The following is a 21,393-nucleotide window of genomic DNA, read 5'->3' as shown; positions in this document are numbered from 1 at the left end:
AAATGAAAACCATGCAAGCTATTGTTTGGCAAGGCAAAGAACAACTGAACTTTCAAGAGGTGCCGAAACCAATATTAAATTTCGGTGAGGTTCTGATCAAGGTTCATTATGCTGGGATTTGTGGTTCCGATCTGGGAATCTACTTGGGTAAACACCCACGGGCTAAAGCCCCTTTAATTATGGGTCATGAATTTACCGGTGAGGTGGTGGAAACATGTTTACCGCCAGACAGCACGATTCAAGTGGGGGATAAGGTGACCGTAAATCCGTTAATATCCTGTGGACACTGTCAACCCTGTCGAACTGGCAATGCCCATGTTTGTAGAAGTTTGGCCCTGGTAGGGATAGATATTGATGGTGGTTTTGCAGAATATGTTAAAGTGGATGCTGCTAAGATAGTAAAACTACCAGCTAATCTACCGCTGGATCTGGCCTGTTTGGTGGAACCTGTGGCAGTTACAGCCCATGCCATCAGAAAGTCTGCCCTGAAGGCAGGAGAAACTGTGGCAGTGCTGGGTGGTGGACCCATTGGGCTTCTAACTGCAATTACTGCCAGATTTGCCGGTGCTTCAGAGGTTATAGTTGGTGAGATCAGCGACAGCAGACGAGAACTGGCTAGAAACCTTGGTTTTAAAGTGTTGGATTCAGCCAATAACCCTGAAGCGGAAATATTTAAACTTACTGGTGGAAACGGTGTCGATATTGTCTATGAGGCAGCGGGTGCCCCTGCAACGGCCTTGCTGGCTACCCGATTGGTTAAAATTACCGGCCAAATTGTCGTAGTCAGTGTCTTTAAAGAGCCAAGCAAAATCGATTTAAGGACAGTGAATTTTAATGAACTTTCCATCATTGGTGTAAGAGTTTATGAGCCAAGGGATTATGAAGTGGCATTACATATACTTCGGCAACTAAAGGAAATAGAGCAAGTGATATCCCATCGTTTTCCCTTAGAAAAGGCCCAAGAGGGCTTCGATTTAATGCTTAGTAGCGGAAATTCTATGAAGATTTTATTTACTCCTTAAACTAAAACAAAAATAAAACAATATTTTGAATAATGAAACAAATTTGAAGGAATTTTGAAGAAATTGTCGAATGATAAAATATACATATTGCGATTATTTTTTACTTAACGATGTAAAACGGGGTTTCATAATATGAAACGAAATACAACAAAAACAATAATCGTAATTACCCATTGTGAGTCCGGAGTTATCCTATTCCAGGGAGGTGATCCGTTAATTAACTGATTGTAAAAGGTTATTATAAAATACTATTTTCAAGGAGGTCAAATATGAAAAAGCTGTCTAAGGTTGCCTTAAGTGTCCTAGGTATTATGTTATTCAGTATTTTCTTAACCGGTTGTGGCGGTGGCGGTGAAGAGAAAAAAGACGCCTCCGAACAAGGTAAAGCCATTACCCTGAAAGTAGCACACTACTTTGCTGATGAACACCCGCAGAATATTGCCTTAAAAGAAAAATTTAAGCCGATGGTTGAAGCAGAGTCCAACGGACAAATTAAAGTAGAAATTTACCCCAATGCTACCCTTGGCTCTGAGGAACAGTTTATTGATGGAACGAAAAACGGTAGTGTAGAAATGTGCGTCACCGGTGGTCTGATTGCTAAAGACCTGCCGATGGTTGGTTTGACAGAAATGCCTTTGCTATTCCGCGATTACGCCCATGCACAGAAAGTACTTAATGGTGAGCTTGGTAAAGAAATCGTCAAGGGCATGGAAGAAAAGATGGGTACCCGTACCCTAGCCTGGACCGCCAATGGTTTCCGGGTAGTGTCTTCCAGTAAACCCTTTGAAAAATTTGAGGATTTTAAAGGTTTTAGATTAAGGATTCCCAACAACCCCATCTATGTGGAAATGGTTAAAGGCCTAGGCGCTAACGCTGTACCCATGCCGATTTCCGAGACATTTACAGCCCTGGAGCAAAAGGTCATTGATGGTCAGGAGAACCCCTATGCAACCTTAAAGGCTTCCGGTATGTATGAGGTGCAAAAATATGTGGTAGATACTCGTCACCTGTTCTCCCCTAACCTCTACATGGTTAACGAGAAGTTCTGGCAAGGTTTAGATCCTAAACTGCAAGAAATTGTTCAAAAGGCAGCTAACGAATCAGCAGCTTACGAGTGGAAACTATTGGAAGAAAATGAACAAAAGGATATCGAATTCTTAAAGAAAAAGGGTCTGACCGTTGTCTTCCCGGATGAAACCTTCAAGCAAAAACTAATTGAATCTCAAAAACCTGTACAAGAATGGTTCTACAAAACCTATCCTGGTACCAAGGAAATGGCTGATAAGGTAATGGCTGTGCAGTAAATTTACTAAATGCTGCCTCCCTTTAGGGGGGGCAGCATCATTAAAAGATGGAGGTGACGGAATGTCTGAATCCACTTCTAAAATAACTCGTGGGGTATATAAGTTCATAGATTATATGATGTTTTTATCCTTAGCTGGGATGGTATTGTTAGTGTTTATAAATGCTTTCCTCCGCTATCTTTTCGAACAAACAATTGTTTCCAGTGAGGAGTTATCCCGTTATTTATTTGTTTGGACTATCTTCTTAGGAACGATCACCGCCTATAAGGATAATCAACATATTGGTGTGGATCTTATTACTTCCAGATTGAAGGGTGTACCAAAGAAAGTTGTCGATCTTGCGGGCTATATTCTGGTTCTTATTGCAGTGGGAGTCATGCTTTCTGGAGGTCTGGGTTTTACTAAAATTGCTATGTCTACCCTAGGACCAGCTACCGGAATTCCTTTCTCCTTTATCTCAGCTTCCTACGTATTAGCTGCCGTAATGATTGGTTTTATCACTATTGGTAAAATTATTAAGCTTTGTAAAGGGGAGTAGAAAGCATGGCCTTAGGTGTATTTTTTGGCAGCCTCTTTCTCTTGTTGTCCCTGGGCATTCCCATTGCTGTGGTATTGGTGCTTTGTGGGATTATTCTAATGCTCTTTCTGGGGAATTTTGATGCTCAAATTATTGCCCAAAATATGGTTTACGGTGCCAACAGCTTTCCTCTGATGGCTATCCCTTTTTTTATGCTGGCGGGGGAAATCATGGGACATGGCTCCCTTTCTAAGAAGATCGTTGAATTTGCTATGGTTTTAGTTGGTCGGATCAAAGGCGGCTTAGGTTATGTGGTGGTTTTAGCCAGTGTTTTGTTTGCAGGCCTTTCCGGCAGCGCTGTGGCTGATACTGCTGCCTTAGGTAGTATCTTAATTCCTCTTATGGCACGTGAAGGTTACAGAAGAGATGTTTCAACAGCCCTGGTGGCAAGCTCAGGCTTGATTGCCCCCGTTATTCCGCCGAGTATTCCAATGATTGTTTTTGGTGTTACGGCTGGGGTTTCCATTACCAAATTGTTTATGGCGGGTATTGTTCCAGGTTTGATCCTGGCCACGGCGCTTATGATTACTTGGACAATTATTGCTAGGAAAAATAACTATGCAAAGGGTAAGGCATACACGACGGCTGAGGCTATCCAAGTTTTTAAGGAGTCCATATGGGCTTTATTAATGCCTATAATCATCGTGGGCGGGATCCGGTTTGGGATCTTTACACCCACCGAGGCTGGAGCTGTAGCGGTAGTTTATGCTTTGCTGGTGTCTATGTTTGTTTATAAAGATGTAAAATTCCGGCATTTGCCACCAATCTTTGTGGCCGCTGCCAAAGGGACGGCTGTGGTAATGTTTGTAGCCTCTGCTGCTATGGCTGTGGCCTGGCTTTTGACCGTTGCCCAAATTCCTACTCAGGTGGCAGAACTTTTTGGCTCCCTTGCCGCGAGTCCCATTATGTTATTGATTGCCATTAATATATTCCTGTTCTTACTAGGCATGGTAATGGACTTAACCCCTGCCATATTGATTTTTGCTCCTGTATTAATGCCTCTCATTTTGAAGGCAGGTATTGATCCTGTTTATTTCGGAATTATTATGGTTCTGAACCTAGTTATTGGGTTAATTACCCCGCCCATCGGCACAGTTCTTTATGTGGGCTGTGGTGTAGGACATGTTACGCTGGTAGAATTGGTAAAGAAAATCTGGCCTTTCCTGTTGGCAGAGCTAGCAGTTTTAGCACTCCTTATTGCTTTCCCTGAGCTGGTTATGACACCACTTGGCTGGTTTACTAAGTAGGAGGTTGAATGTAGATGCCAATTCTTGGCGATTTTTCAGAAATCGAAAGAATCTTAGATGAAGTCTCAGTTCCTAGGTTTGTTAAAGTACGCCAACTTTTTCATGCCCCTAAAATAGAGAGGGTAGATGCCGCTGTATTTGAGGAGTTAAATAAAGAGAAGATTAAGAAGTTGCTTCGTCCAGGTATGAGGGTGGCAGTGGCAGTGGGCAGCCGCGGCATTGCTAATATTGCTCAAATTACCAAAACCACCCTGGAATTTCTAACAACCCGGGGTGTAGAGCCCTTTATTATCCCGGCTATGGGCAGCCATGGTGGAGCCACTGCCGAAGGTCAGAAAGAAGTATTGGAGACCTTGGGTATTACCGAAGAGTCTATGGGAGTGCCAATTCTTTCTTCGATGGAAGTAGAGCAGGTGGGTGAAGCCAATGGCCTGCCGGTCTTTGTGGACAAGCATGTGTTGGCAGCAGATGGGGTTATCATTATCAACCGCATTAAGCCCCACACTGCTTTCCGTGGTGTCATTGAAAGCGGCATTGTAAAGATGAGTGTAATAGGGTTGGGCAAACAAAAGGGTGCCGAGTCCTGCCACCAGTTAGGGATGAATCATTTTGATCAAAAATTAATCCCTGCCAGTAAAATAACCTTTGAAAAGGCTAATTTACTCTTTGGAATTGCTATTTTAGAAAATGCCTATGATCAAACCTCAGAAATCCATGCTGTTCCAGTGGATGAGATTTTGGCAGTGGAGCCCCAGCTCCTTAAGAAGGCCAAGGAACTAATGCCCAAGATTCTTTTTAACCCATTGGATATTTTAGTGGTGGATGAGATAGGCAAGGATATCAGCGGTGACGGTATGGACCCCAATGTTACTGGGCGTTTTTCCACCACCTTTGCCAAAGGTGAGCTGGTAACAGAGCGCATTGTGGTACTGGGTTTAAGTGAAAGAACCGAGGGAAATGGTAACGGTGTGGCACCTGCAGATATTACAACCATGCGGCTCTATGATAGCTTTAATATGGCCAAAACCTATATTAATGCCCTTACAGCAGCTTTCCCTCCCACCGTACGCATTCCTATGGTGATGCGCAGTGATGACTATGCCATCCGGTGTGCCATCAAAACCTCCTATTGTTTACAACCGGAGAAGCTCAGGATAGTACGTATCAAAAATTCCCTGCATCTGGAGGAAATCTATATTTCAGAGGGACTGCTGCCAGAGGCAATGGCCAATTCACAAATTGAGATATTAGGTGAACTGGAGTCCTTTCATTATGATGAATCCGGCAATTTAATCACGAGATTATAATTAAAAAGTATTTATAATGGGTGGAGGAGGAGTTTTTCTATCTTTTGTAAAATTTAAAGGTGTTACCCTCATTGTTGTTTAATAGAGATATCCTTTCTGAAAAGCAGATGACTTATCAAATTGGCGAAAGTGGGTGATACCTTTGACCACACGTATTGGACAAACTGTTCAGTCCCTGGAAAGGGCCCTTAAAATTTTAGAGGTTTTAGGAAATTACCAAAAGGGGTTGGGGGTTACTGAACTGGCCCATGAAGTGGACCTGCATAAAAGTACTGTTCATCGCCTCCTTGGCACCTTAGCCCAGAGGGGATTTGTGGAGCAAGATTCTGAGACGGAAAGATATAAGCTGGGGTTAAAAATAATCGAGCTAAGCAATAAGATGCTGACTAATATGGAAGTGCGCCAGGAGGCCAGGCCTTTCCTGGAAGAACTTATGCAATTTGCCAATGAGGTTGTGCACCTGTGTGTTCTCCGGCAGGGAGAGATTGTTTACATTGATAAAGTGGAATGTCCTAGTACCATTCGCATGTATTCGCAGGTTGGTCGTAGGGGTCCGGTACACAGTACAGGGGTTGGCAAGGCCATACTGGCTTTTCTGCCCCAGGAAGAAGTGGTAAAAATTCTTCAAGAAAAGGGGATGCCTCGCAAAACACCTAATACGATTACGGATATAGATGAAATGCTAAAACATTTGGCAGAAATCAAGCTGCAGGGTTTTTCAATTGACGAGGTAGAAAACGAATTGGGTATTCGCTGCGTTGCTGCACCAGTTTGGGATCATTCAGGGCAGGTGATTGCTTCCATTAGTGTTGCAGGTCCAGAATCCCGAGTAACAAGAGAAAGGGTTCCCGAATTGGCGGCTAAGATAAGGGAGACGGGGTTAAAGATTTCCCATCGTCTGGGGTATTGTCCTTAAGGGGCATGCTTCTTTCATTATCTGGAACAATGTTTTACATGGTGAAATATATGAGGTCGATTAGCTGAAGATATGAGGTGAACTTAGGTGAACTTTGATTGTGTAAAGGAAACCGGAGTGGTTTCCATCGTTCGTGGTGTTAAAAAAGAAGAATTGATTCCTTTGGTAAGTGCCCTACAGGAAGGGGGCATAAAGGCGGTGGAGGTGACCTGCAACACCCCCGGGGCCATTGACATGATTAGTCAGCTCAGGGCCTACTTTGGCAAGGAAATGTTTGTGGGGGCAGGTACCGTTTTGGATAAAGAAACAGCCTCCCTGGTGATTGCCGCGGGTGCTCAGTTTATTCTTAGTCCACATCTTTCGCAGGAAGTTATTGAGGTGGGAAATCTATATGGCAGGCCAGTGGTACCAGGAGCAATGACCCCCACGGAAGTTATTCAGGCCATCCGCTGGGGAGCTAAGATGGTAAAAATATTTCCCGCCGGAGTGCTGGGAACCCAATATTTTAAAAATATTTTAGGACCTTATCCCCAGACCCAGATGATGGCGGTGGGTGGGGTAAATATAAACAATGCTGCTGATTTTTTAAGGGCTGGGGTGACTTCCCTAGGAACCACGGATTTGTTCAAAGCCATGGCTGAAGGGGGAACTAAGAAGGTTGTAGCAAGGGCTAAGGAATATATTCAAGTTGTACAGACAGTTAGACAGGAGCGTGCCTAGTTAGCATTAGCCAACTATCTAAAAGCTAATGGCTAAAGACTAAAAGCTAAAAGCAACTATAGTAATGGGCGCTTTTACGAAACAGGTAGGTGAAGATTATGCCAGAGGTTGTTACATTAGGTGAAACAATGGTTTTAATGAACCCCGAAAGCTCAGGACCATTAAAATATATTAGTCAGTTTACTAAACAAATTGGTGGTGCAGAATCCAATTTTGCCATCGGTGTGGTTAGATTAGGACGCAGTGCCGGGTGGATTAGCCGACTGGGCAATGATGAGTTTGGTAAATATGTACTTTCCTTTATTCAGGGTGAGGGTGTGGATACATCCCAGGTAAAATTTGATGTCTCGGCCCCCACCGGCTTGTACTTCAAAGAGCGGCGGGAATACGGGGAAAGTAAAGTTTATTATTACCGCAAAGATTCAGCGGCCAGCCGGATGTCACCGGCAGATCTTGATGCCGACTATATTGGTTCGGCTAAGATACTGCACATCAGCGGCATTACGCCGGCACTGAGCGAGTCTTGCCACCAGACTATCAAAGAGGCTATCGCAATAGCTAAAAGACGGGGTGTAGCCATATGTTTAGATCCCAATATTCGCCTGAAGTTATGGGAGAAAGATAGGGCACGTCAGGTGATAATGGAATTAGCTGCCAGTTCAGATATTATTTTACCAGGGGTTAGCGAAGGTGAAATCCTCTTAGGCGAGACCGACCCGGGAAAAATTGCTGCTCAATTTTTGGCTTTAGGGGTCCAGAAGGTTGTGGTCAAGCTGGGTAAGAAGGGTGCCTATTATGCAACCCCCACAGAGCATAAATTGGTTCGGGGCTATCTCATTGATAAGGTGGTGGATCCCATTGGTGCAGGTGATGGTTTTGCAGCGGGCTTTATTGCAGGCCTGTTAAAAGGTTACCCCATGGAGGAAGCAGTTAAACTGGGCAATGCAGTGGGGGCCATGGCCACCACAGTAATCGGCGATGTGGAAGGGTTGCCTACGATGGATGAGGTAGCTGTATTTAGGGGCTATAAAGAAGGGGTTGATCGATAATGAATGGTTTTGCTGGATTAACGAAAGTTGGCGTTATACCAGTGGTTCGGGGTAGCCAACCGGAGACAATCATTCTTTTGGCTAAGGCTTTGCAAGCTGGCGGCATTAATAGCATTGAAATTACCGTCGAGACGCCAGGGGCATTGGAGGTAATAAAGAAGGTTGCCTCGGAAATGGCAGGAACATTTATTGTCGGGGCAGGTACTGTGCTGGATGGTGAAACTGCTCGCTTAGCCATTTTGTCCGGAGCGCAGTTTATTGTTTCCCCCAGCCTGCAGCCAGATGTTATTACTGTGGCCAAGCGTTACGGCAAACCAGTTGCCCCAGGGGCAATGACTCCCACGGAAATTGTTCGAGCCTATGAACTCGGGGCTGACATGGTGAAGGTCTTTCCAGCCAGCACCCTGGGGGCAAAATATATTAAAGATATTCGTGGACCATTGGGTCATATTCCGATCATGGCCACCGGCGGTATTAATGTAAATAACGCAGCCGAGTTCATTAAGGCTGGCTGCCTGGCCTTGGGTGTTGGTGGGTCTCTGGCTTCCCAACAGGTTATAGCGGAAGGTAATTGGAGCTATATTACGGAGAAGGCTAGTCAATTAGTGGAACTAGTTCGCAATGCCAGATTATAAAAAAACCTAGCGGGGTGACTAAGATGTCAAATCTAAAAGTTGTGGTAACCGACTACGAATATTCTACCCTTAAGTATGAGGAAGAAGTATTAGCACAAATAGGGGTTAGTCTGGTGCCAGCCCAATGCAAAACAGAGGAAGAACTGATAGAAGCCTGCAAAGATGCAGATGGCTTACTGAATCAGTACGCACAACTGACGCCAAGGGTTATTCAGGCTTTGGACAGGTGCAAAGTTATTGGACGTTATGGTGTGGGGATTAACACAGTGGATCTGGCTGCTGCCACAGAGAAGGGTATCTGTGTGGTAAACGTACCTGACTACTGTATGGATGAAGTTTCCGATCATGCCATGGCTCTGCTTTTAGCCTGTGTCCGAAAAACTGTATTAATGAACAATGAAGTCAAAAAAGGGAATTGGGACTATAAGGTATCTGTACCCGTTTACCGTCTCAGAGGCAAAAATCTAGGCTTAATTAGTTTTGGCAGGATTGCCCAAACCCTGGCCAAAAAAGCCCAGGCCTTTGGCTTGAATCTCTTGGTTTTTGATCCCTATATTCCCGATGCAGTGGCAGAGCAGTTTGGCGTTAAAAAAGTAAGTTTAGAAGAGCTATTGCAGACCTCAGATTTTATTTCCGTGCACGCCCCTTTAAATGCAGAGACTGAACATCTGCTTGGTGAAAAAGAATTTAAAATGATGAAAAAATCAGCCTTTATCATAAATACCGGACGGGGACCTGTTATTGATGAGGAGGCACTGGTTAAAGCCCTGCAAGAGGGTTGGATTGCCGGTGCTGGTCTGGATGTCCTAGAGATTGAACCAGTACGTTCAGAAAGTCCCCTGTTAAAGATGGATAATGTCATTCTAAATCCCCACGTGGCCTGGTACTCCGAAGAAGCCGGCACGGATCTGCAAATCAAAGCAGCCCAGGGGGTGGCTGAAGTTTTGCAAGGTTACTACCCCAGGAATCTCGTAAACAAAGAAATTAAAGGAAAAGTAAATTTAAAAGAACGTCCATAATCGAAAATAAAGGGGGTCGCCAGCATTGTTTCACCGTAGTAAAGAAATTCTTCATTTCCCCGACTGGGCCCTAAACCGTTCCCTCTACAAATCGATGGGTTATACCGATGAGGATTTGGATAAACCACTGGTGGCAGTGGTTAACTCTTGGAATAACGTAGTTCCCGGCCATTATAACTTACGGGAAGTAAGTGAAGCAGTTAAAGCGGGTATTCGGGAGGCTGGCGGTACCCCTGTGGAGTTTGGTACCATCGCTGCATGTGATGGAATTGCCCAGGGTCATGAAGGAATGAGGTATATTTTACCGACCAGGGACTTAATTGCCAATGATATTGAGATGATGATTCAGGCCCATCGGTTCGATGGCATGGTGTTATTAGGTTCCTGCGATAAGATTGTCCCTGGTATGCTCATGGCTGCGGCCAGACTAGATCTACCAGCGATCTTTGTCAATGGTGGGCCCATGCTGCCCGGGCACTTCCAGGGCAAAGACACCGACAGTTCCATAGTGCAGGAGAGTTTGGGTGCCTTAAAGGCTGGGGAAATGACCTTGGCCGAGTATAAGGAGTTAGAAAATTGTGCCTGCCCGGGACCTGGTTCCTGTGCCATGTTAGGTACCGCCAATACAATGTGCTGTTTGGCCGAGGCAATGGGTATGGCCTTACCCGGTAGTTCTACCATCCCTGCAGTGGATGCCAGTAGGTTCAGGGCCGCCCAGCAAAGCGGTCGTGTCATTGTAGATTTAATAAAACGGGGTATTACAGCCGGTCAGATCATTACCAAAGAATCTCTGGCCAATGCGGTTCGGGTAAGCTCTGCCATCGGTGGGTCAACCAATGTGGCACTACATATACCGGCCATTGCCTACGAGGCGAAGGTGGATTATGACCTGGAATGGTTTCATGAGTTAAGTCAGGGAACACCTCATATAGCGGGAATTATGCCAGCCAGTGAATATGATCTAGCTGATTTCCATGTTGCCGGTGGTGTCCCCGCAGTGATGAAGGAACTGGCGCCAGTGTTAAATACAAATTGTTTAACCGTCACAGGGAAAACAGTTTTGGAAAATGTGCAAACTGCCGTTATTAAAGACAGTCGGGTTATCAAGACCATGTCAGAGCCCTTCCACGAAAACGGTGGTTTGGCGGTAATTAAGGGCAATTTGGCCCCCAATGGGGCAGTAACCAAACCTGCAGCCATAGCTGCGGAACTTTTGAAATTTTGCGGGCCAGCCAGGGTCTTTGACAGTGAACAACTGGCCATAGAGGCAATTGAAGCAGGAAAGATTCAACCAGGTGATGTTGTTGTCATTCGCTATGAAGGTCCCAAGGGTGGTCCGGGCATGCCGGAAATGTTTAAGCCTATGAAACTGTTGGTTGGTATGGGGTTAGCTAAGAAAGTAGCCTTAATCACCGATGGACGTTTCTCCGGTTCGAACAATGGTTGTTTTGTGGGGCATATTTCACCCGAGGCTATGGAAGGCGGACCATTGGCACTGGTTCAGGAAGGGGATTCCATTGATATTGATATCCCCAACCGCCAGTTAAATATCGCAATTTCCCCCACAGAGCTTGCGGTAAGGCAGGAAAAATGGCAAGCCCCTGCTCCTAGGGTAACCAGGGGCTATCTGGCTCTATATGCACGCATTACAGAATCAGCCGATAAAGGGGCTATTATTAGGGTTTGACAGTTGAGTGGACAAAAAGGCGCTGTTAGTGCAACAACCCCTTTGTTATTGTTTCCATTAACAAGAATACAGTATTCGTCTGTGAAAGGGATTGCCAGGATGTAACGATAGTGATAAATTGATAGACAAACGGATATCATTGGCGGTGAGACAGATGAAAGTAGTTATTGCTGAAGATGAGCCAATTATTCGCATGGATATTAGGAATATGCTGAAGGAACTAAATCATCAGGTTGTGGCGGAATGCCGTCATGGGAAAGCCGCAGTGGAGCTGGCCATAAAGCAGCAACCCGATATCATTTTAATGGATATAAAAATGATGACAGGAACCGACGGTTTGGGAGCAACCCGGGAAATTGTCAAGAGGATGTTGGCTCCGGTGGTTCTTTTGACCTCTTACTGTGATCCTGAAACCATTGAAGAGGCAATAACCTGTGGAGCACTGGGTTATTTAACCAAACCGGTGGATAAGGAAAAGCTAGGCCCCTGCCTGATGATCGCCCGGCACCGGTTTCAGGAACTGAGTAGGCTTAATAGAGAGGTACGAAAACTTTCCACGGCGGTGGCGGACAGGGAAATCATATCAAGATCCAAAACCCTTTTACAAAAAAAGCTTGGCTGCAGTGAGGAAGAAGCCTATCAGTACTTAAGAAAAATCAGTATGGATCAGCATAAAAGCATGGGTTCTGTGGCCAAAGAGATGCTGAATCAAAACTAAATTGTATACATTTCTAATGGGCAGGAAAAGTATGAAATGATAGCGAATAAGTAAACATAATCAATTATAAATGACAACCATGACTGGTTGAAAGGCAAAGAAGCCTGGATTGCCGTAGAAAATAATCTACGGAAATCTTAGGCTTCTTTTATTTTTATTAATGTATCTGGAAGAAAGCAATGAATGGGTAATTGTCAGTGCTAAAGCGGGTAGCTGAAAGGTTGAGATCAATGCAAAAGGAGCCTGGGGAAGCGCTGGTCAGTTTATGCCAAGAGCAAACGGCATTAAGTAAAGAAGATATTTCTGTTTTATACCATTTACAAAGGAACTTACAGCACTTTGCGGATTTGGCAGGGGCAGATATTTTTATTGATGTTCTTACCAGGGAAGCCGGGATTGCCGTGGTTGTTGCAGAGGCCAAGCCTGGCACGGCCCGGTCGCTATACAAGGGCAGTGTGGTGGGACAACAGGCCATTCAGTGTAATGAACCGGCTGTATTCCAAACCTTTGAAACGGGAGAACCGGTACCGAATATGCAGGGTACCAGCCAGGAAGGTTATCCCATAAGCCAGACCGTGATTCCCATAAAAAATGAATTGAACAAGTCTATTGGTGTGCTCATTATGGAAAGGGATAATTCGGTTCAGGTGCGCCAGGAAAAGACCATGGAGTTTCTTTCTAAAACCACACAAAAACTTACCGATACACTGCTGAGTCAAACAGAGGTGGGAGAAGTTCTGCCAACACTCATTCATGACGCCTTGTTCATTGTAGACGCAAGAAAAAAGATTGTTTACGCGAATTATGTGGCTCACAAATTGCTTTTAGGGCTAACTAAAGGTCTTAATCCGGTGAGCATTGATATAGACCAGCTAATCCATCAGGTACCTGAACTGGAACCCATATTTTCTAAGGATTTTGACGCTCAGGAACTGAATGTACAGGGTGACACGGTCCTTGTAAGATCACTGCCGATTATTGAAGGGACGGAAGTTCGCGGAACGGTTTACCTGTTAAAGGATATTACTGAATTAAGAAAGAAAGAAAAGCAGCTTATTGCCAAATCCGTCGCCATTAAGGAAATCCATCACAGAGTTAAAAATAATTTGCAGACCATCGCCAGCCTGATGAGGCTGCAAATGAGAAGAGTGAAAAATAAGGAGGTTAGCGCCGCCTTTCAAGAAAGTATTAACCGAATCAGTTGCATCGCGCTGGTTCATGATATTATCTCCAGAGACACATCGGAATCCATTGAATTAAAAGAGTGTCTGCAGCGCATAGGAAATATATTGACCCAAAGCATGCTCTCCCCGGAACAGAAAATTACTATTGAGGTGCGTGGCAGTGCCTTTCGTATAACCTCGGATCAAGCCACACCAACCTCCATTGTAGCCAATGAACTTCTGCAAAATTCATTGAAGCATGCCTTTCCGCATCAAATGGAAGGGGAAATTTTTGTCTTGGTTGAGGAAGCGGAGCATCATATCAAGTTAGTTATCCGTGATAATGGCAAAGGCTTTCCCAATGGGTTTAATAAAGAAACCAATGCCCATTTGGGGCTTCAGATCACCCATGCTTTAGTATCGGAGAGCCTGGGAGGGAAAATAAAAATGTACAACGATGCCGGTGCTGTGGTGGAGATCGAGTTTCCGAAGTGGGGGGCGGAAAAGAATGAAACCGTTACGGATCATTGTGGCAGACGATGAAATTTTAATTCGTATGGATCTTAAGGAATTGCTTACCGACCTCGGCCATCAGGTGGTGGGAGAAGCCGGAAACGGTAAAGCCGCTTTAGATTTAGTTTATACCCTTAAACCGGACCTGGCCATCCTGGATGTTAAAATGGATAAATTAGACGGCATAAAGGTGGCTAAACTGATTGCCGGACAAAAGCTCTGTGCGGTTCTTTTATTAACGGCCTATAATGAGGAAGAAATGGTGAAGCGGGCCATGGATGCCGGGGTAATAGGCTATCTTACCAAACCGGTTACTGAAAAAGAGCTTGAGCCTGCTCTGCGGATCGGCTATGCCAGATACCAAGATTATCTGGCGCTAAAACAAAAGAAAGTGGTTTTGAAGAAAACCCTGGACAGGAATATTTACCTGGAAAGATTGAAAGGCCGGGGATAAATTTCAGCAAAAATAAAATAACTTGGGCAAGGAGGTCCATATAAGGTGGGAGCATTTCATCTCTATCCACTTTATATGGATTTTTTTATTTATAAAGATTGGAGGTGATGCCGGACCCGCGAGCAGTGTTTCCTTATAGAAGGCAAAAAGAAAAGGAGCAAAATGTATGAGCGAACTAGGATGCAGTGTAAACACAAACATTACGGAAAACCAACAATTGAAGAGATGTGCCGGACCCCTGCTGCTTTGGGGATTAGGAGTGGGATATGTTGTCTCCGGCGATTATTTTGGTTGGAACTTTGGTGTCGCTGCCGGTGGATTTTGGGGTTTATTTATCGCCACCATTTTAATGGCCATTATGTATATTACCATGTGTTTGACCATCGCCGAGCTGGCAACCGCCATTCCCTTTGCCGGCGGGGCCTATGCCTTTGGACGTGCCTCTATGGGTCCTTGGGGAGGGTATCTGGCAGGGATTGGCGTCGTCCTGGAATATGTCTTGGCACCCGCCGTTATTGTTAACGGAATTGTTGGCTATGTAAATATTTTGATACCGGGTGTTCCTGATTGGCTGTGGGTAGTAGGATTTTACGGCATCTTTCTGGCTATGAACACCCTGGGGGCAAAAACAACTCTAAATTTTGAACTGGCCGTTACATCTATTGCCGTCATTGGTCTGGCTATTTTTGGCTTGGTAGGTTTCTCTCATTTTGATATCAGCAAAGTCTGGGAAATTGCTCCCACAGCAGGCAATACAGCGTTTTTACCCATGGGCTGGCTGGGGATTTGGGCTGCCATTCCCTATGCCATTTGGTTCTTTTTAGCCATTGAAGGTTTACCCCTTGTTTCCGAGGAATGTAAAAATCCGGCAAAAGATATGCCCAAGGGTTTGCTTACTTCCATTGCCACTTTGGTTATTACAGGTTTCTTAGTTTTATTTTTAGCAGTGGGTCTTGGGGGTGCCGAAGTCATGGGGCAATCGGACAGTCCTCTGCCGGAAGCTCTGTCCATGGCCCTGGGTCAGGCTCACTGGTCCGTTAAAGGACTGGCGCTGATCGGCTTAGCCGGTCTGATTGCCAGCTTCAATGGCATTATATTTGGTTACGGGCGGGCGATCTTCGCTTTATCCAGAGCAGGTTACCTGCCGCAGGGACTTTCAAAGGTTCATCCCCGTTTCCGCACCCCTCATGTGGCCCTGCTGGCGGGCGGCGCCATCGGTATCGTAGGCGCTATCCTGGGGAATGGTGACGTTTTAATTCAAATTGCGGTATTTGGCGCGGTGATCTCTTATATTATGATGATGCTTTCAGCCATTGTTTTAAGAAAAAAACAGCCCAATATGAACAGACCCTATAAGGTTCCCGGTTATCCGGTGACTCCCTATGTTGCTCTGGTGCTGGCCATAATTGCTTTGTTCGCCGGTTTCTTTTACGCTCCCAAGGTAATTCTCTGGACCGCATTGGTCTACGCAATCTTTGTAGCTTATTTTGCCTTTTACAGTCGCCATCACTTGGTAGCCAAGGCGCCGGAAGAAGAGTTTGCTATCCTGAAGAAAGCGGAAGAAGAGTTAGGCTAGTGTTTGATGTTCCGGTAGCCCGTAGCTGCCGGAACATCCACCATGCCTATGCCGGATGGCAGCGGGGGAGGAACAGTGAATGAAGTTGAAGACCATGCTTTTTGGACAGATTTTTTCTTTCCGGGATATTCGGGAGGTGCTGGCTAAAGCCAATGAGGAGAAATCAGGGGATGTTTTGGCCGGTATAGCGGCAAAATCCGCCGGGGAGCGGGTAGCGGCCAAAATTGTATTGAGTGAGCTTACTTTGGAAGATATTTATAACAACCCGGTTATACCCTATGAAGAGGATGAAGTTACAAGAACCATTTACGACGGGATCAACCAGTCGGTTTATAACGATATTAAAGGATGGACCGTGGGACAACTGAGGGAATTCATACTCTGTGATTCTGCGGATGCCAATGGTATCCGCCGGGTCAGCAGAGGTTTAACCAGCGAAATGGTGGCCGCCGTGGCCAAGCTCATGTCTAACCTGGACCTGATTTATGGAGCAAAGAAAGTGCCGGTCACGGCCCACTGCAATACCAGCAACGGGTTGGTTAACTGCCTGGGCATGCGCTTACAACCCAATCATCCTACGGATCGTCCCGAAGGAATTCTGAGTTCCATGCGGGAGGGCTTAACCTATGGGGTAGGCGATGCCTTGATTGGCCTAAACCCTGTGGAGGATACGGTAGCCAGCACCACCCGATCGCTGGAAACCATGTATCATTTCGTACAGCAGTGGGAGATACCCACCCAGGTCTGTGTATTATCCCATGTAACAACCCAGATGAAGGCCATTGAAAAAGGGGCGCCGGGGGATCTTATTTTCCAGAGTTTGGCAGGAACACAGGCTGCCAACGACGCCTTTGGTATTAATGTGGCCATTTTAAAGGAAGCAAGAGAGATCGGTCTGAAGTATGGCCGCGGTACCGGCCCCAACATCATGTATTTTGAAACCGGCCAGGGCTCGGAGCTCTCTTCCGATGCCCATAAGGATGTAGATCAGGTGACGCTGGAGGCTCGTTGTTACGGTTTAGCGAAACAATTCCAGCCCTTCCTGGTTAACACCGTGGTGGGTTTCATCGGTCCGGAATATTTGTATGATGCCAAGCAGGTAATCCGGGCGGGGTTGGAGGATCATTTTATGGGCAAGCTCACCGGCGTTCCCATGGGGGTTGACGCCTGTTACACCAATCACATGAAAGCGGATCAGAATGATATTGAGAATCTTGCGGTTTTACTCACATCGGCCGGCGTAAATTATTTTATGGGAATTCCCATGGGCGACGATGTGATGTTGAATTATCAATGCACCAGTTTTCATGATGCAGCCACCTTACGTCAGTTAATGGGTCTGCGCCCCCTGCCTGAATTTGAAAAGTGGATGGAGAAGATGGGGTTAATGGAAAAGGGCTGCCTTACGCCAAAGGCAGGAGATCCTTCCATATTCACCCGCCAAGGGAGTGCTGTTAAATGAATGAAAAGGAAGCCCAAGGGATGGAAGACCTGGCGGCAGTAGATTTGCAAAAGGAAATATTAATACCTGAACCCAAAGACCGGGCTGCTCTGGAGTTTTTCAAGCAAAGCACTCCTGCCAGAATCGGTGTTTGGCGCAGCGGTCCCAGGCCGCTCACCAGAACGCTGCTTCGCTTCAGGGCGGACCACGCCACCGCCCAAGATTCCGTATTTAAGGAAGTTAGCGAAGAATTTTTAGCGGATTTTAATCTGGTTAGGGTTCAGACCAAGGTTAAGAATAAAGACCAGTATTTAACCCGGCCGGATTTAGGCAGAGTGCTTTCAGAAGAGGAATTGGAGAAAATTCGCCAAGAATGCTTGTTTCAACCTCAGGTGCAGATCATCATTGCCGATGGTCTAAGCTCTAAAGCCATTGAAGCTAATTTAGAAGACATTCTGCCGGCCCTTAAGCAGGGACTGGCGGCTTATGATCTGAAAGTGGGTACCGATATTTTTGTAAAATATGGGCGAGTGGCGGTTATGGATGTTATCGGCGTAGCCCTGGAGGCTGAGGTGGTTGTACTGCTGGTGGGCGAAAGACCCGGCTTGGGGACTTCCGCCAGCATGAGTGCGTACATGATTTATAAGCCCGATCAAGATACCTTGATGGCAGACCACACGGTGGTTTCCAACATTCACAAAGGAGGTACGCCTCCCGCGGAGGCGGGAGCTCATCTGGCCACCGTATTAAAGAAAATGTACGATGCGAAAGCCAGTGGGGTTAAGCTTGCCTTACAGTAAGCAAGGAGGTGCTAAGTACGGCCAAGCAGATGGAGGAAATGACCAGTGTGGGTATTGACGTGGGTACTACCACCACCCAAATGGTTGTCAGCCGCATATCGGTATGCAACACAGCTCCCGGTTCAATGGTTCCCCACATGTCGATCACAGGCAAAGAAATCCTTTACCGCAGTGAGGTTTATTTTACCCCGCTATTGACTAGAGAAAGGATTGACGCCCAGGGGGTTACCGAAATCATTGCTCGGGAATATCAAAAGGCCGGGCTTGGCCCGGAGCAGGTGGATACCGGAGCGGTGATTATCACCGGCGAAACCGCAAAAAAAGAAAACGCCAGGAGTCTGTCCGAGGCCCTGGCCGGTTATGCCGGAAATTTCGTGGTCGCTACCGCCGGGCCTTTACTGGAATCGGTTCTGGCCGGCAGGGGTGCCGGAGCAGCCGCCATGTCCTCCGAATTTCACCGGGTGGTTCTGAATATCGATGTGGGTGGAGGAACTTCCAATCTGGCGGTGTTTAGGGAAGGGAGAGTCATTGATGCTACCTGTGTCAATATAGGCGGACGTTTGGTGGAATTGGATCCCGGTGGAGAATTCATCCAATATTTGGCCCCTGCCGCAAAGATTATCCTGGAAGAAGGGGGACAGTGCTGGGAAGTAGGAAAAGGATTAGAGTTGGAAGCCCTTAAAGCCCTAACCGTAAACATGGCCAGGGCAATCAGAAATTTATTAAAGCCCGGATTACTGCCTCCCGTGACCAGCCGCATCCTCATGGGGCCCTCTCTTCGGCTGGACTACCCGATTCATTATGTTACCTTTTCCGGAGGCGTGGCTGATTTTATTTATTCCGGGAAGGAAATCCGGAATGTTCAAGAGTGTAGCCGTTTTGGAGATATTGGCCCATTATTGGGACGGGCCATTAAAGAAAACTTTGATCATGAATCCTGGCAATTGGTCAGGCCCAGAGAGACCCTCCGGGCTACGGTTATTGGGGCAGGTTCCCATACTATGAACTTAAGCGGCAGCACCATCGATATTGCACCTGAACGGCTGCCCATGCGCAACATTCCGGTGATAAAGCCCTTTCCGGACGAAGTGCCGCTAAGTCAAGTGGAGATGAGCCAGGGCTTGGCAGGGCAATTATGGCCTTACAGGTCGGAAGGATTTCAAGAACCCGTTGCCATCGCTTTAAAAGGTCTTGGTAGAGTTGGCTTTAAAAAAATACAGGAAATTGCAGCCGTGATTATCCAGGTTACAAAGGACTATGCCAAGTCACAACCCTTGGTTTTAATACTGGAAGAAGATTGCGCCAAAGTTTTGGGACAGTCTTTAAGGGTTCTATTAACGAGAAAAAGGTGTGATGTTATCTGTTTAGATCAAATCCGTGTGGAGGACGGCGACTACATTGACATCGGAATTCCCATTATGGATGGGAGCACCGTTCCGGTGGTGATCAAAACATTGATTTTTGAAAGGGATCCGTAAAGAATCCTTTTATTTCCCTGCCTGTCTGTGTTAGGTTAAGGATTGTGCTATAATAAATAAAAAGATAAACAGGTAGAGGAGCAGTTTTATGGGCCAAAACTTAACCATCAACGGTACATTTCGTTTTTCCTGCCACGAACAACTGGCATGTTTTAAACAATGCTGCAGGGACATCAATATTTTTTTGACTCCTTATGACGTACTGCGCATGAAAAATCAATTGGGGTTGTCATCGGGCGAATTTCTGGAGCGGCATACTCACGTTTTAAGGGTGCCCGGTTCCGGATTTCCGGTGGTGGTATTAAAGATGAGGGAAGATAACCTGGTTTGTCCTTTTATTACCGATTACGGGTGCCAGGTATATTCTGTGCGTCCCTGGTCCTGCAGAATGGCTCCGGTGGAAGTCCGGGGTAAAGGAGAATATGGCATTGCCTTTGAACCTTCCCGTTGCCATGGTTTAAAAGAAGCCCGGGAATGGACCGTGAAGGGATGGATGGACAACCAGGGGCTTGAAATTTATAATGAAACCGAAGATTTATTTGGCGGGATTCCTTTAAAGATAAAAGCGTTAAAGGACCCATTTCTGGAGAAGGTTCGGATGGACATGATCTTTATCGCCTGTTACGATTTGGATCGTTTCAGGAAAATGCTTTTAACAGGCCCCACAGTCATGGGTTGTAAGCCGGAGGATTTGCCCGGGGACCTTCAGCATGATGATGAAGCACTGATGAAATATGCCTTTACCTGGCTGGAAAATCACTTAAATGATGAGCAAGTTTTAGCCGGGATAGGAAAAATGTTATAAATAATACATTAAGGGGACTGCTTAGCAGTCCCTTTAAAATTAGAAACGGCGTGTCACAAAAACTAATTTATAATTGGGCGCCAAGGGGCTGTGCAAAGAAACCTTTTGGTTCTTTTGCAGCAGCCCTTATTTGACTAAAGGAAAGTTCCGGATCTAGGCTGTGTTTAAGAGGTCTGACCTTGGAAGAAGATGTTTAAGGTGACGGCGCTGGCTGCATTAACGGCTGCATAGTACAACCTGGCGTATTTCAGGAAGGGGGTCGCTACAAAGGTTGCCAAGGAGTTCTGATTGATGGTGGTATAGCTGACATCATCCATCCAATTGGTGCCGTCCGGACTGAGCTGGAGCTTAACCAGAGCCTGCGCGTTGTCCTCGGTGGATTCGTTAACCACCCCAAAGGTCCAGGTGGCGATGCCCAAAACATTATAGGTTGCGTCAGGAGATCCGTCGATGTCTGTAATGTTTGCTATGACGGTGGATACGTCGGTGGTAGCCAGAGTTGTCGACAGAGTACCCGTTACCGCCAACCCGGTAGAGGTAATCAGTAAGCCTTCGGTGGGCGGCGTGATGGATAAACCGCTGGCCGGGGCGGTAACGGTAAGCCCGTTGGCCGGAGCAGTGACCGCCAGACCGGTGGATGTGATGGTTAAGCCATCGGTAGGGGGCGTAATGGATAAACCGCTGGCCGGGGCGGTAACGGTAAGCCCGTTGGCCGGAGCAGTGACCGCCAAACCGGTGGATGTGATGGTCATCCCTTCGCTGGGAGGTGTAATGGCTAAACCGCCAACCGGGGCGGTAACGGCCAGACCTTCTGATGTAATCCCCAGGTTTCCGGTTGCATCCGTGTTAAAGGGTATATTGTTATTGCCGTAGATTTTTATCCTGGCGTAATCTGGATTGTCCTGAAAGATTTTAAAATTGGGCACTGATTATTCCTCCTTATTACGATTGGCAAAATATGC

At 46.2% G+C, this 21,393-nt stretch carries 20 protein-coding genes; 19 read left to right on the top strand and 1 reads right to left on the bottom strand.

The features are described 5' to 3' along the window. Positions 1–2 precede the first annotated feature (2 nt). From DESRU_RS12240 to DESRU_RS12150, 19 genes are all read left to right on the top strand, one after another. Positions 3–1,022 (top strand): (R,R)-butanediol dehydrogenase, encoded by a 1,020-nt coding sequence (locus tag DESRU_RS12240; protein WP_013842420.1) that lies wholly within the window; start codon positions 3–5, stop codon positions 1,020–1,022. Positions 1,023–1,291: 269 nt separating this feature from the next. After that, entirely contained in the window at positions 1,292–2,326 is a 1,035-nt protein-coding gene (locus tag DESRU_RS12235) for a TRAP transporter substrate-binding protein (RefSeq protein WP_013842419.1), read from the top strand. 61 nt (positions 2,327–2,387) lie between these two features. Beyond that, entirely contained in the window at positions 2,388–2,864 is a 477-nt protein-coding gene (locus DESRU_RS12230) for a TRAP transporter small permease (protein WP_013842418.1), read from the top strand. Between the two features lie 5 nt (positions 2,865–2,869). Further along, positions 2,870–4,150, top strand: a complete 1,281-nt coding sequence (locus DESRU_RS12225) for a TRAP transporter large permease (protein WP_013842417.1) — start codon at positions 2,870–2,872, stop codon at positions 4,148–4,150. A 14-nt stretch (positions 4,151–4,164) separates the two neighbouring features. Further along, a complete protein-coding gene (locus tag DESRU_RS12220) occupies positions 4,165–5,457 on the top strand; it encodes a nickel pincer cofactor-dependent isomerase, group 22 (RefSeq protein ID WP_013842416.1) in 1,293 nt (430 codons plus the stop codon). A 142-nt stretch (positions 5,458–5,599) separates the two neighbouring features. Further along, entirely contained in the window at positions 5,600–6,373 is a 774-nt protein-coding gene (locus DESRU_RS12215; protein WP_013842415.1) for an IclR family transcriptional regulator, read from the top strand. Between the two features lie 87 nt (positions 6,374–6,460). Next, positions 6,461–7,093 carry a bifunctional 4-hydroxy-2-oxoglutarate aldolase/2-dehydro-3-deoxy-phosphogluconate aldolase gene (locus DESRU_RS12210; RefSeq protein WP_013842414.1) on the top strand — a complete coding sequence of 211 codons (633 nt, stop codon included), beginning with the start codon at positions 6,461–6,463 and terminating at the stop codon, positions 7,091–7,093. 98 nt (positions 7,094–7,191) lie between these two features. After that, positions 7,192–8,142, top strand: coding sequence for a sugar kinase (locus DESRU_RS12205; RefSeq protein ID WP_013842413.1), 951 nt, complete (start codon positions 7,192–7,194; stop codon positions 8,140–8,142). Continuing rightward, a complete protein-coding gene (locus DESRU_RS12200) occupies positions 8,142–8,777 on the top strand; it encodes a bifunctional 4-hydroxy-2-oxoglutarate aldolase/2-dehydro-3-deoxy-phosphogluconate aldolase (protein WP_013842412.1) in 636 nt (211 codons plus the stop codon). Before DESRU_RS12205 ends, DESRU_RS12200 begins: the two co-directional genes overlap by 1 nt. Positions 8,778–8,800: 23 nt before the next feature. Then, positions 8,801–9,796 carry a C-terminal binding protein gene (locus DESRU_RS12195; protein WP_013842411.1) on the top strand — a complete coding sequence of 332 codons (996 nt, stop codon included), beginning with the start codon at positions 8,801–8,803 and terminating at the stop codon, positions 9,794–9,796. Between the two features lie 25 nt (positions 9,797–9,821). After that, positions 9,822–11,483: a dihydroxy-acid dehydratase gene (ilvD, locus tag DESRU_RS12190; protein ID WP_013842410.1), complete on the top strand. Its 1,662-nt coding sequence runs from the start codon at positions 9,822–9,824 to the stop codon at positions 11,481–11,483. 154 nt (positions 11,484–11,637) lie between these two features. After that, positions 11,638–12,201 carry an ANTAR domain-containing response regulator gene (locus DESRU_RS12185; protein ID WP_143758781.1) on the top strand — a complete coding sequence of 188 codons (564 nt, stop codon included), beginning with the start codon at positions 11,638–11,640 and terminating at the stop codon, positions 12,199–12,201. Between the two features lie 230 nt (positions 12,202–12,431). Next, positions 12,432–13,907, top strand: coding sequence for a sensor histidine kinase (locus DESRU_RS12180; protein ID WP_013842408.1), 1,476 nt, complete (start codon positions 12,432–12,434; stop codon positions 13,905–13,907). After that, positions 13,873–14,331: a response regulator gene (locus DESRU_RS12175; RefSeq protein WP_013842407.1), complete on the top strand. Its 459-nt coding sequence runs from the start codon at positions 13,873–13,875 to the stop codon at positions 14,329–14,331. Before DESRU_RS12180 ends, DESRU_RS12175 begins: the two co-directional genes overlap by 35 nt. 166 nt (positions 14,332–14,497) lie before the next feature. Continuing rightward, a complete protein-coding gene (gene eat / locus DESRU_RS12170; protein WP_013842406.1) occupies positions 14,498–15,907 on the top strand; it encodes an ethanolamine permease in 1,410 nt (469 codons plus the stop codon). A 79-nt stretch (positions 15,908–15,986) separates the two neighbouring features. Then, positions 15,987–17,369 carry an ethanolamine ammonia-lyase subunit EutB gene (locus DESRU_RS12165; RefSeq protein WP_013842405.1) on the top strand — a complete coding sequence of 461 codons (1,383 nt, stop codon included), beginning with the start codon at positions 15,987–15,989 and terminating at the stop codon, positions 17,367–17,369. Then, on the top strand, positions 17,366–18,148 hold the full coding sequence (gene eutC / locus DESRU_RS12160; RefSeq protein ID WP_013842404.1) for an ethanolamine ammonia-lyase subunit EutC: 783 nt from the start codon (positions 17,366–17,368) through the stop codon (positions 18,146–18,148). The genes DESRU_RS12165 and eutC overlap by 4 nt, the downstream gene beginning before the upstream one ends. An 8-nt stretch (positions 18,149–18,156) precedes the next feature. Beyond that, a complete protein-coding gene (locus tag DESRU_RS12155; protein ID WP_238446285.1) occupies positions 18,157–19,626 on the top strand; it encodes an ethanolamine ammonia-lyase reactivating factor EutA in 1,470 nt (489 codons plus the stop codon). Between the two features lie 88 nt (positions 19,627–19,714). Beyond that, a complete protein-coding gene (locus tag DESRU_RS12150; protein WP_013842402.1) occupies positions 19,715–20,431 on the top strand; it encodes a YkgJ family cysteine cluster protein in 717 nt (238 codons plus the stop codon). 164 nt (positions 20,432–20,595) lie between these two features. On the opposite strand, the gene DESRU_RS12145 is transcribed toward DESRU_RS12150, so the two are convergent. After that, positions 20,596–21,357: a DUF6385 domain-containing protein gene (locus tag DESRU_RS12145; protein ID WP_013842401.1), complete on the bottom strand. Its 762-nt coding sequence runs from the start codon at positions 21,355–21,357 to the stop codon at positions 20,596–20,598. Between the last annotated feature and the right edge of the window lie 36 nt (positions 21,358–21,393).

The sequence above is a fragment of the Desulforamulus ruminis DSM 2154 genome, assembly GCF_000215085.1.
GTDB classification, from domain to species: Bacteria; Bacillota; Desulfotomaculia; order Desulfotomaculales; family Desulfotomaculaceae; genus Desulfotomaculum; species Desulfotomaculum ruminis.
The sequence above is the reverse complement of the archived record's forward strand: the minus strand, read 5'-3'. Positions and strand labels throughout refer to the sequence as shown.

Coding starts and splice junctions, on each gene's coding strand:
- eat (WP_013842406.1), top strand. CDS start 14,498: ATGAGCGAACTAGGATGCAGTGTAAACACAAACATTACGGAAAACCAA.
- DESRU_RS12225 (WP_013842417.1), top strand. CDS start 2,870: ATGGCCTTAGGTGTATTTTTTGGCAGCCTCTTTCTCTTGTTGTCCCTG.
- DESRU_RS12230 (WP_013842418.1), top strand. CDS start 2,388: ATGTCTGAATCCACTTCTAAAATAACTCGTGGGGTATATAAGTTCATA.
- DESRU_RS12180 (WP_013842408.1), top strand. CDS start 12,432: ATGCAAAAGGAGCCTGGGGAAGCGCTGGTCAGTTTATGCCAAGAGCAA.
- DESRU_RS12240 (WP_013842420.1), top strand. CDS start 3: ATGAAAACCATGCAAGCTATTGTTTGGCAAGGCAAAGAACAACTGAAC.
- DESRU_RS12205 (WP_013842413.1), top strand. CDS start 7,192: ATGCCAGAGGTTGTTACATTAGGTGAAACAATGGTTTTAATGAACCCC.
- DESRU_RS12150 (WP_013842402.1), top strand. CDS start 19,715: ATGGGCCAAAACTTAACCATCAACGGTACATTTCGTTTTTCCTGCCAC.
- eutC (WP_013842404.1), top strand. CDS start 17,366: ATGAATGAAAAGGAAGCCCAAGGGATGGAAGACCTGGCGGCAGTAGAT.
- DESRU_RS12195 (WP_013842411.1), top strand. CDS start 8,801: ATGTCAAATCTAAAAGTTGTGGTAACCGACTACGAATATTCTACCCTT.
- DESRU_RS12220 (WP_013842416.1), top strand. CDS start 4,165: ATGCCAATTCTTGGCGATTTTTCAGAAATCGAAAGAATCTTAGATGAA.
- DESRU_RS12200 (WP_013842412.1), top strand. CDS start 8,142: ATGAATGGTTTTGCTGGATTAACGAAAGTTGGCGTTATACCAGTGGTT.
- DESRU_RS12235 (WP_013842419.1), top strand. CDS start 1,292: ATGAAAAAGCTGTCTAAGGTTGCCTTAAGTGTCCTAGGTATTATGTTA.
- DESRU_RS12175 (WP_013842407.1), top strand. CDS start 13,873: ATGAAACCGTTACGGATCATTGTGGCAGACGATGAAATTTTAATTCGT.
- DESRU_RS12185 (WP_143758781.1), top strand. CDS start 11,638: ATGAAAGTAGTTATTGCTGAAGATGAGCCAATTATTCGCATGGATATT.
- DESRU_RS12165 (WP_013842405.1), top strand. CDS start 15,987: ATGAAGTTGAAGACCATGCTTTTTGGACAGATTTTTTCTTTCCGGGAT.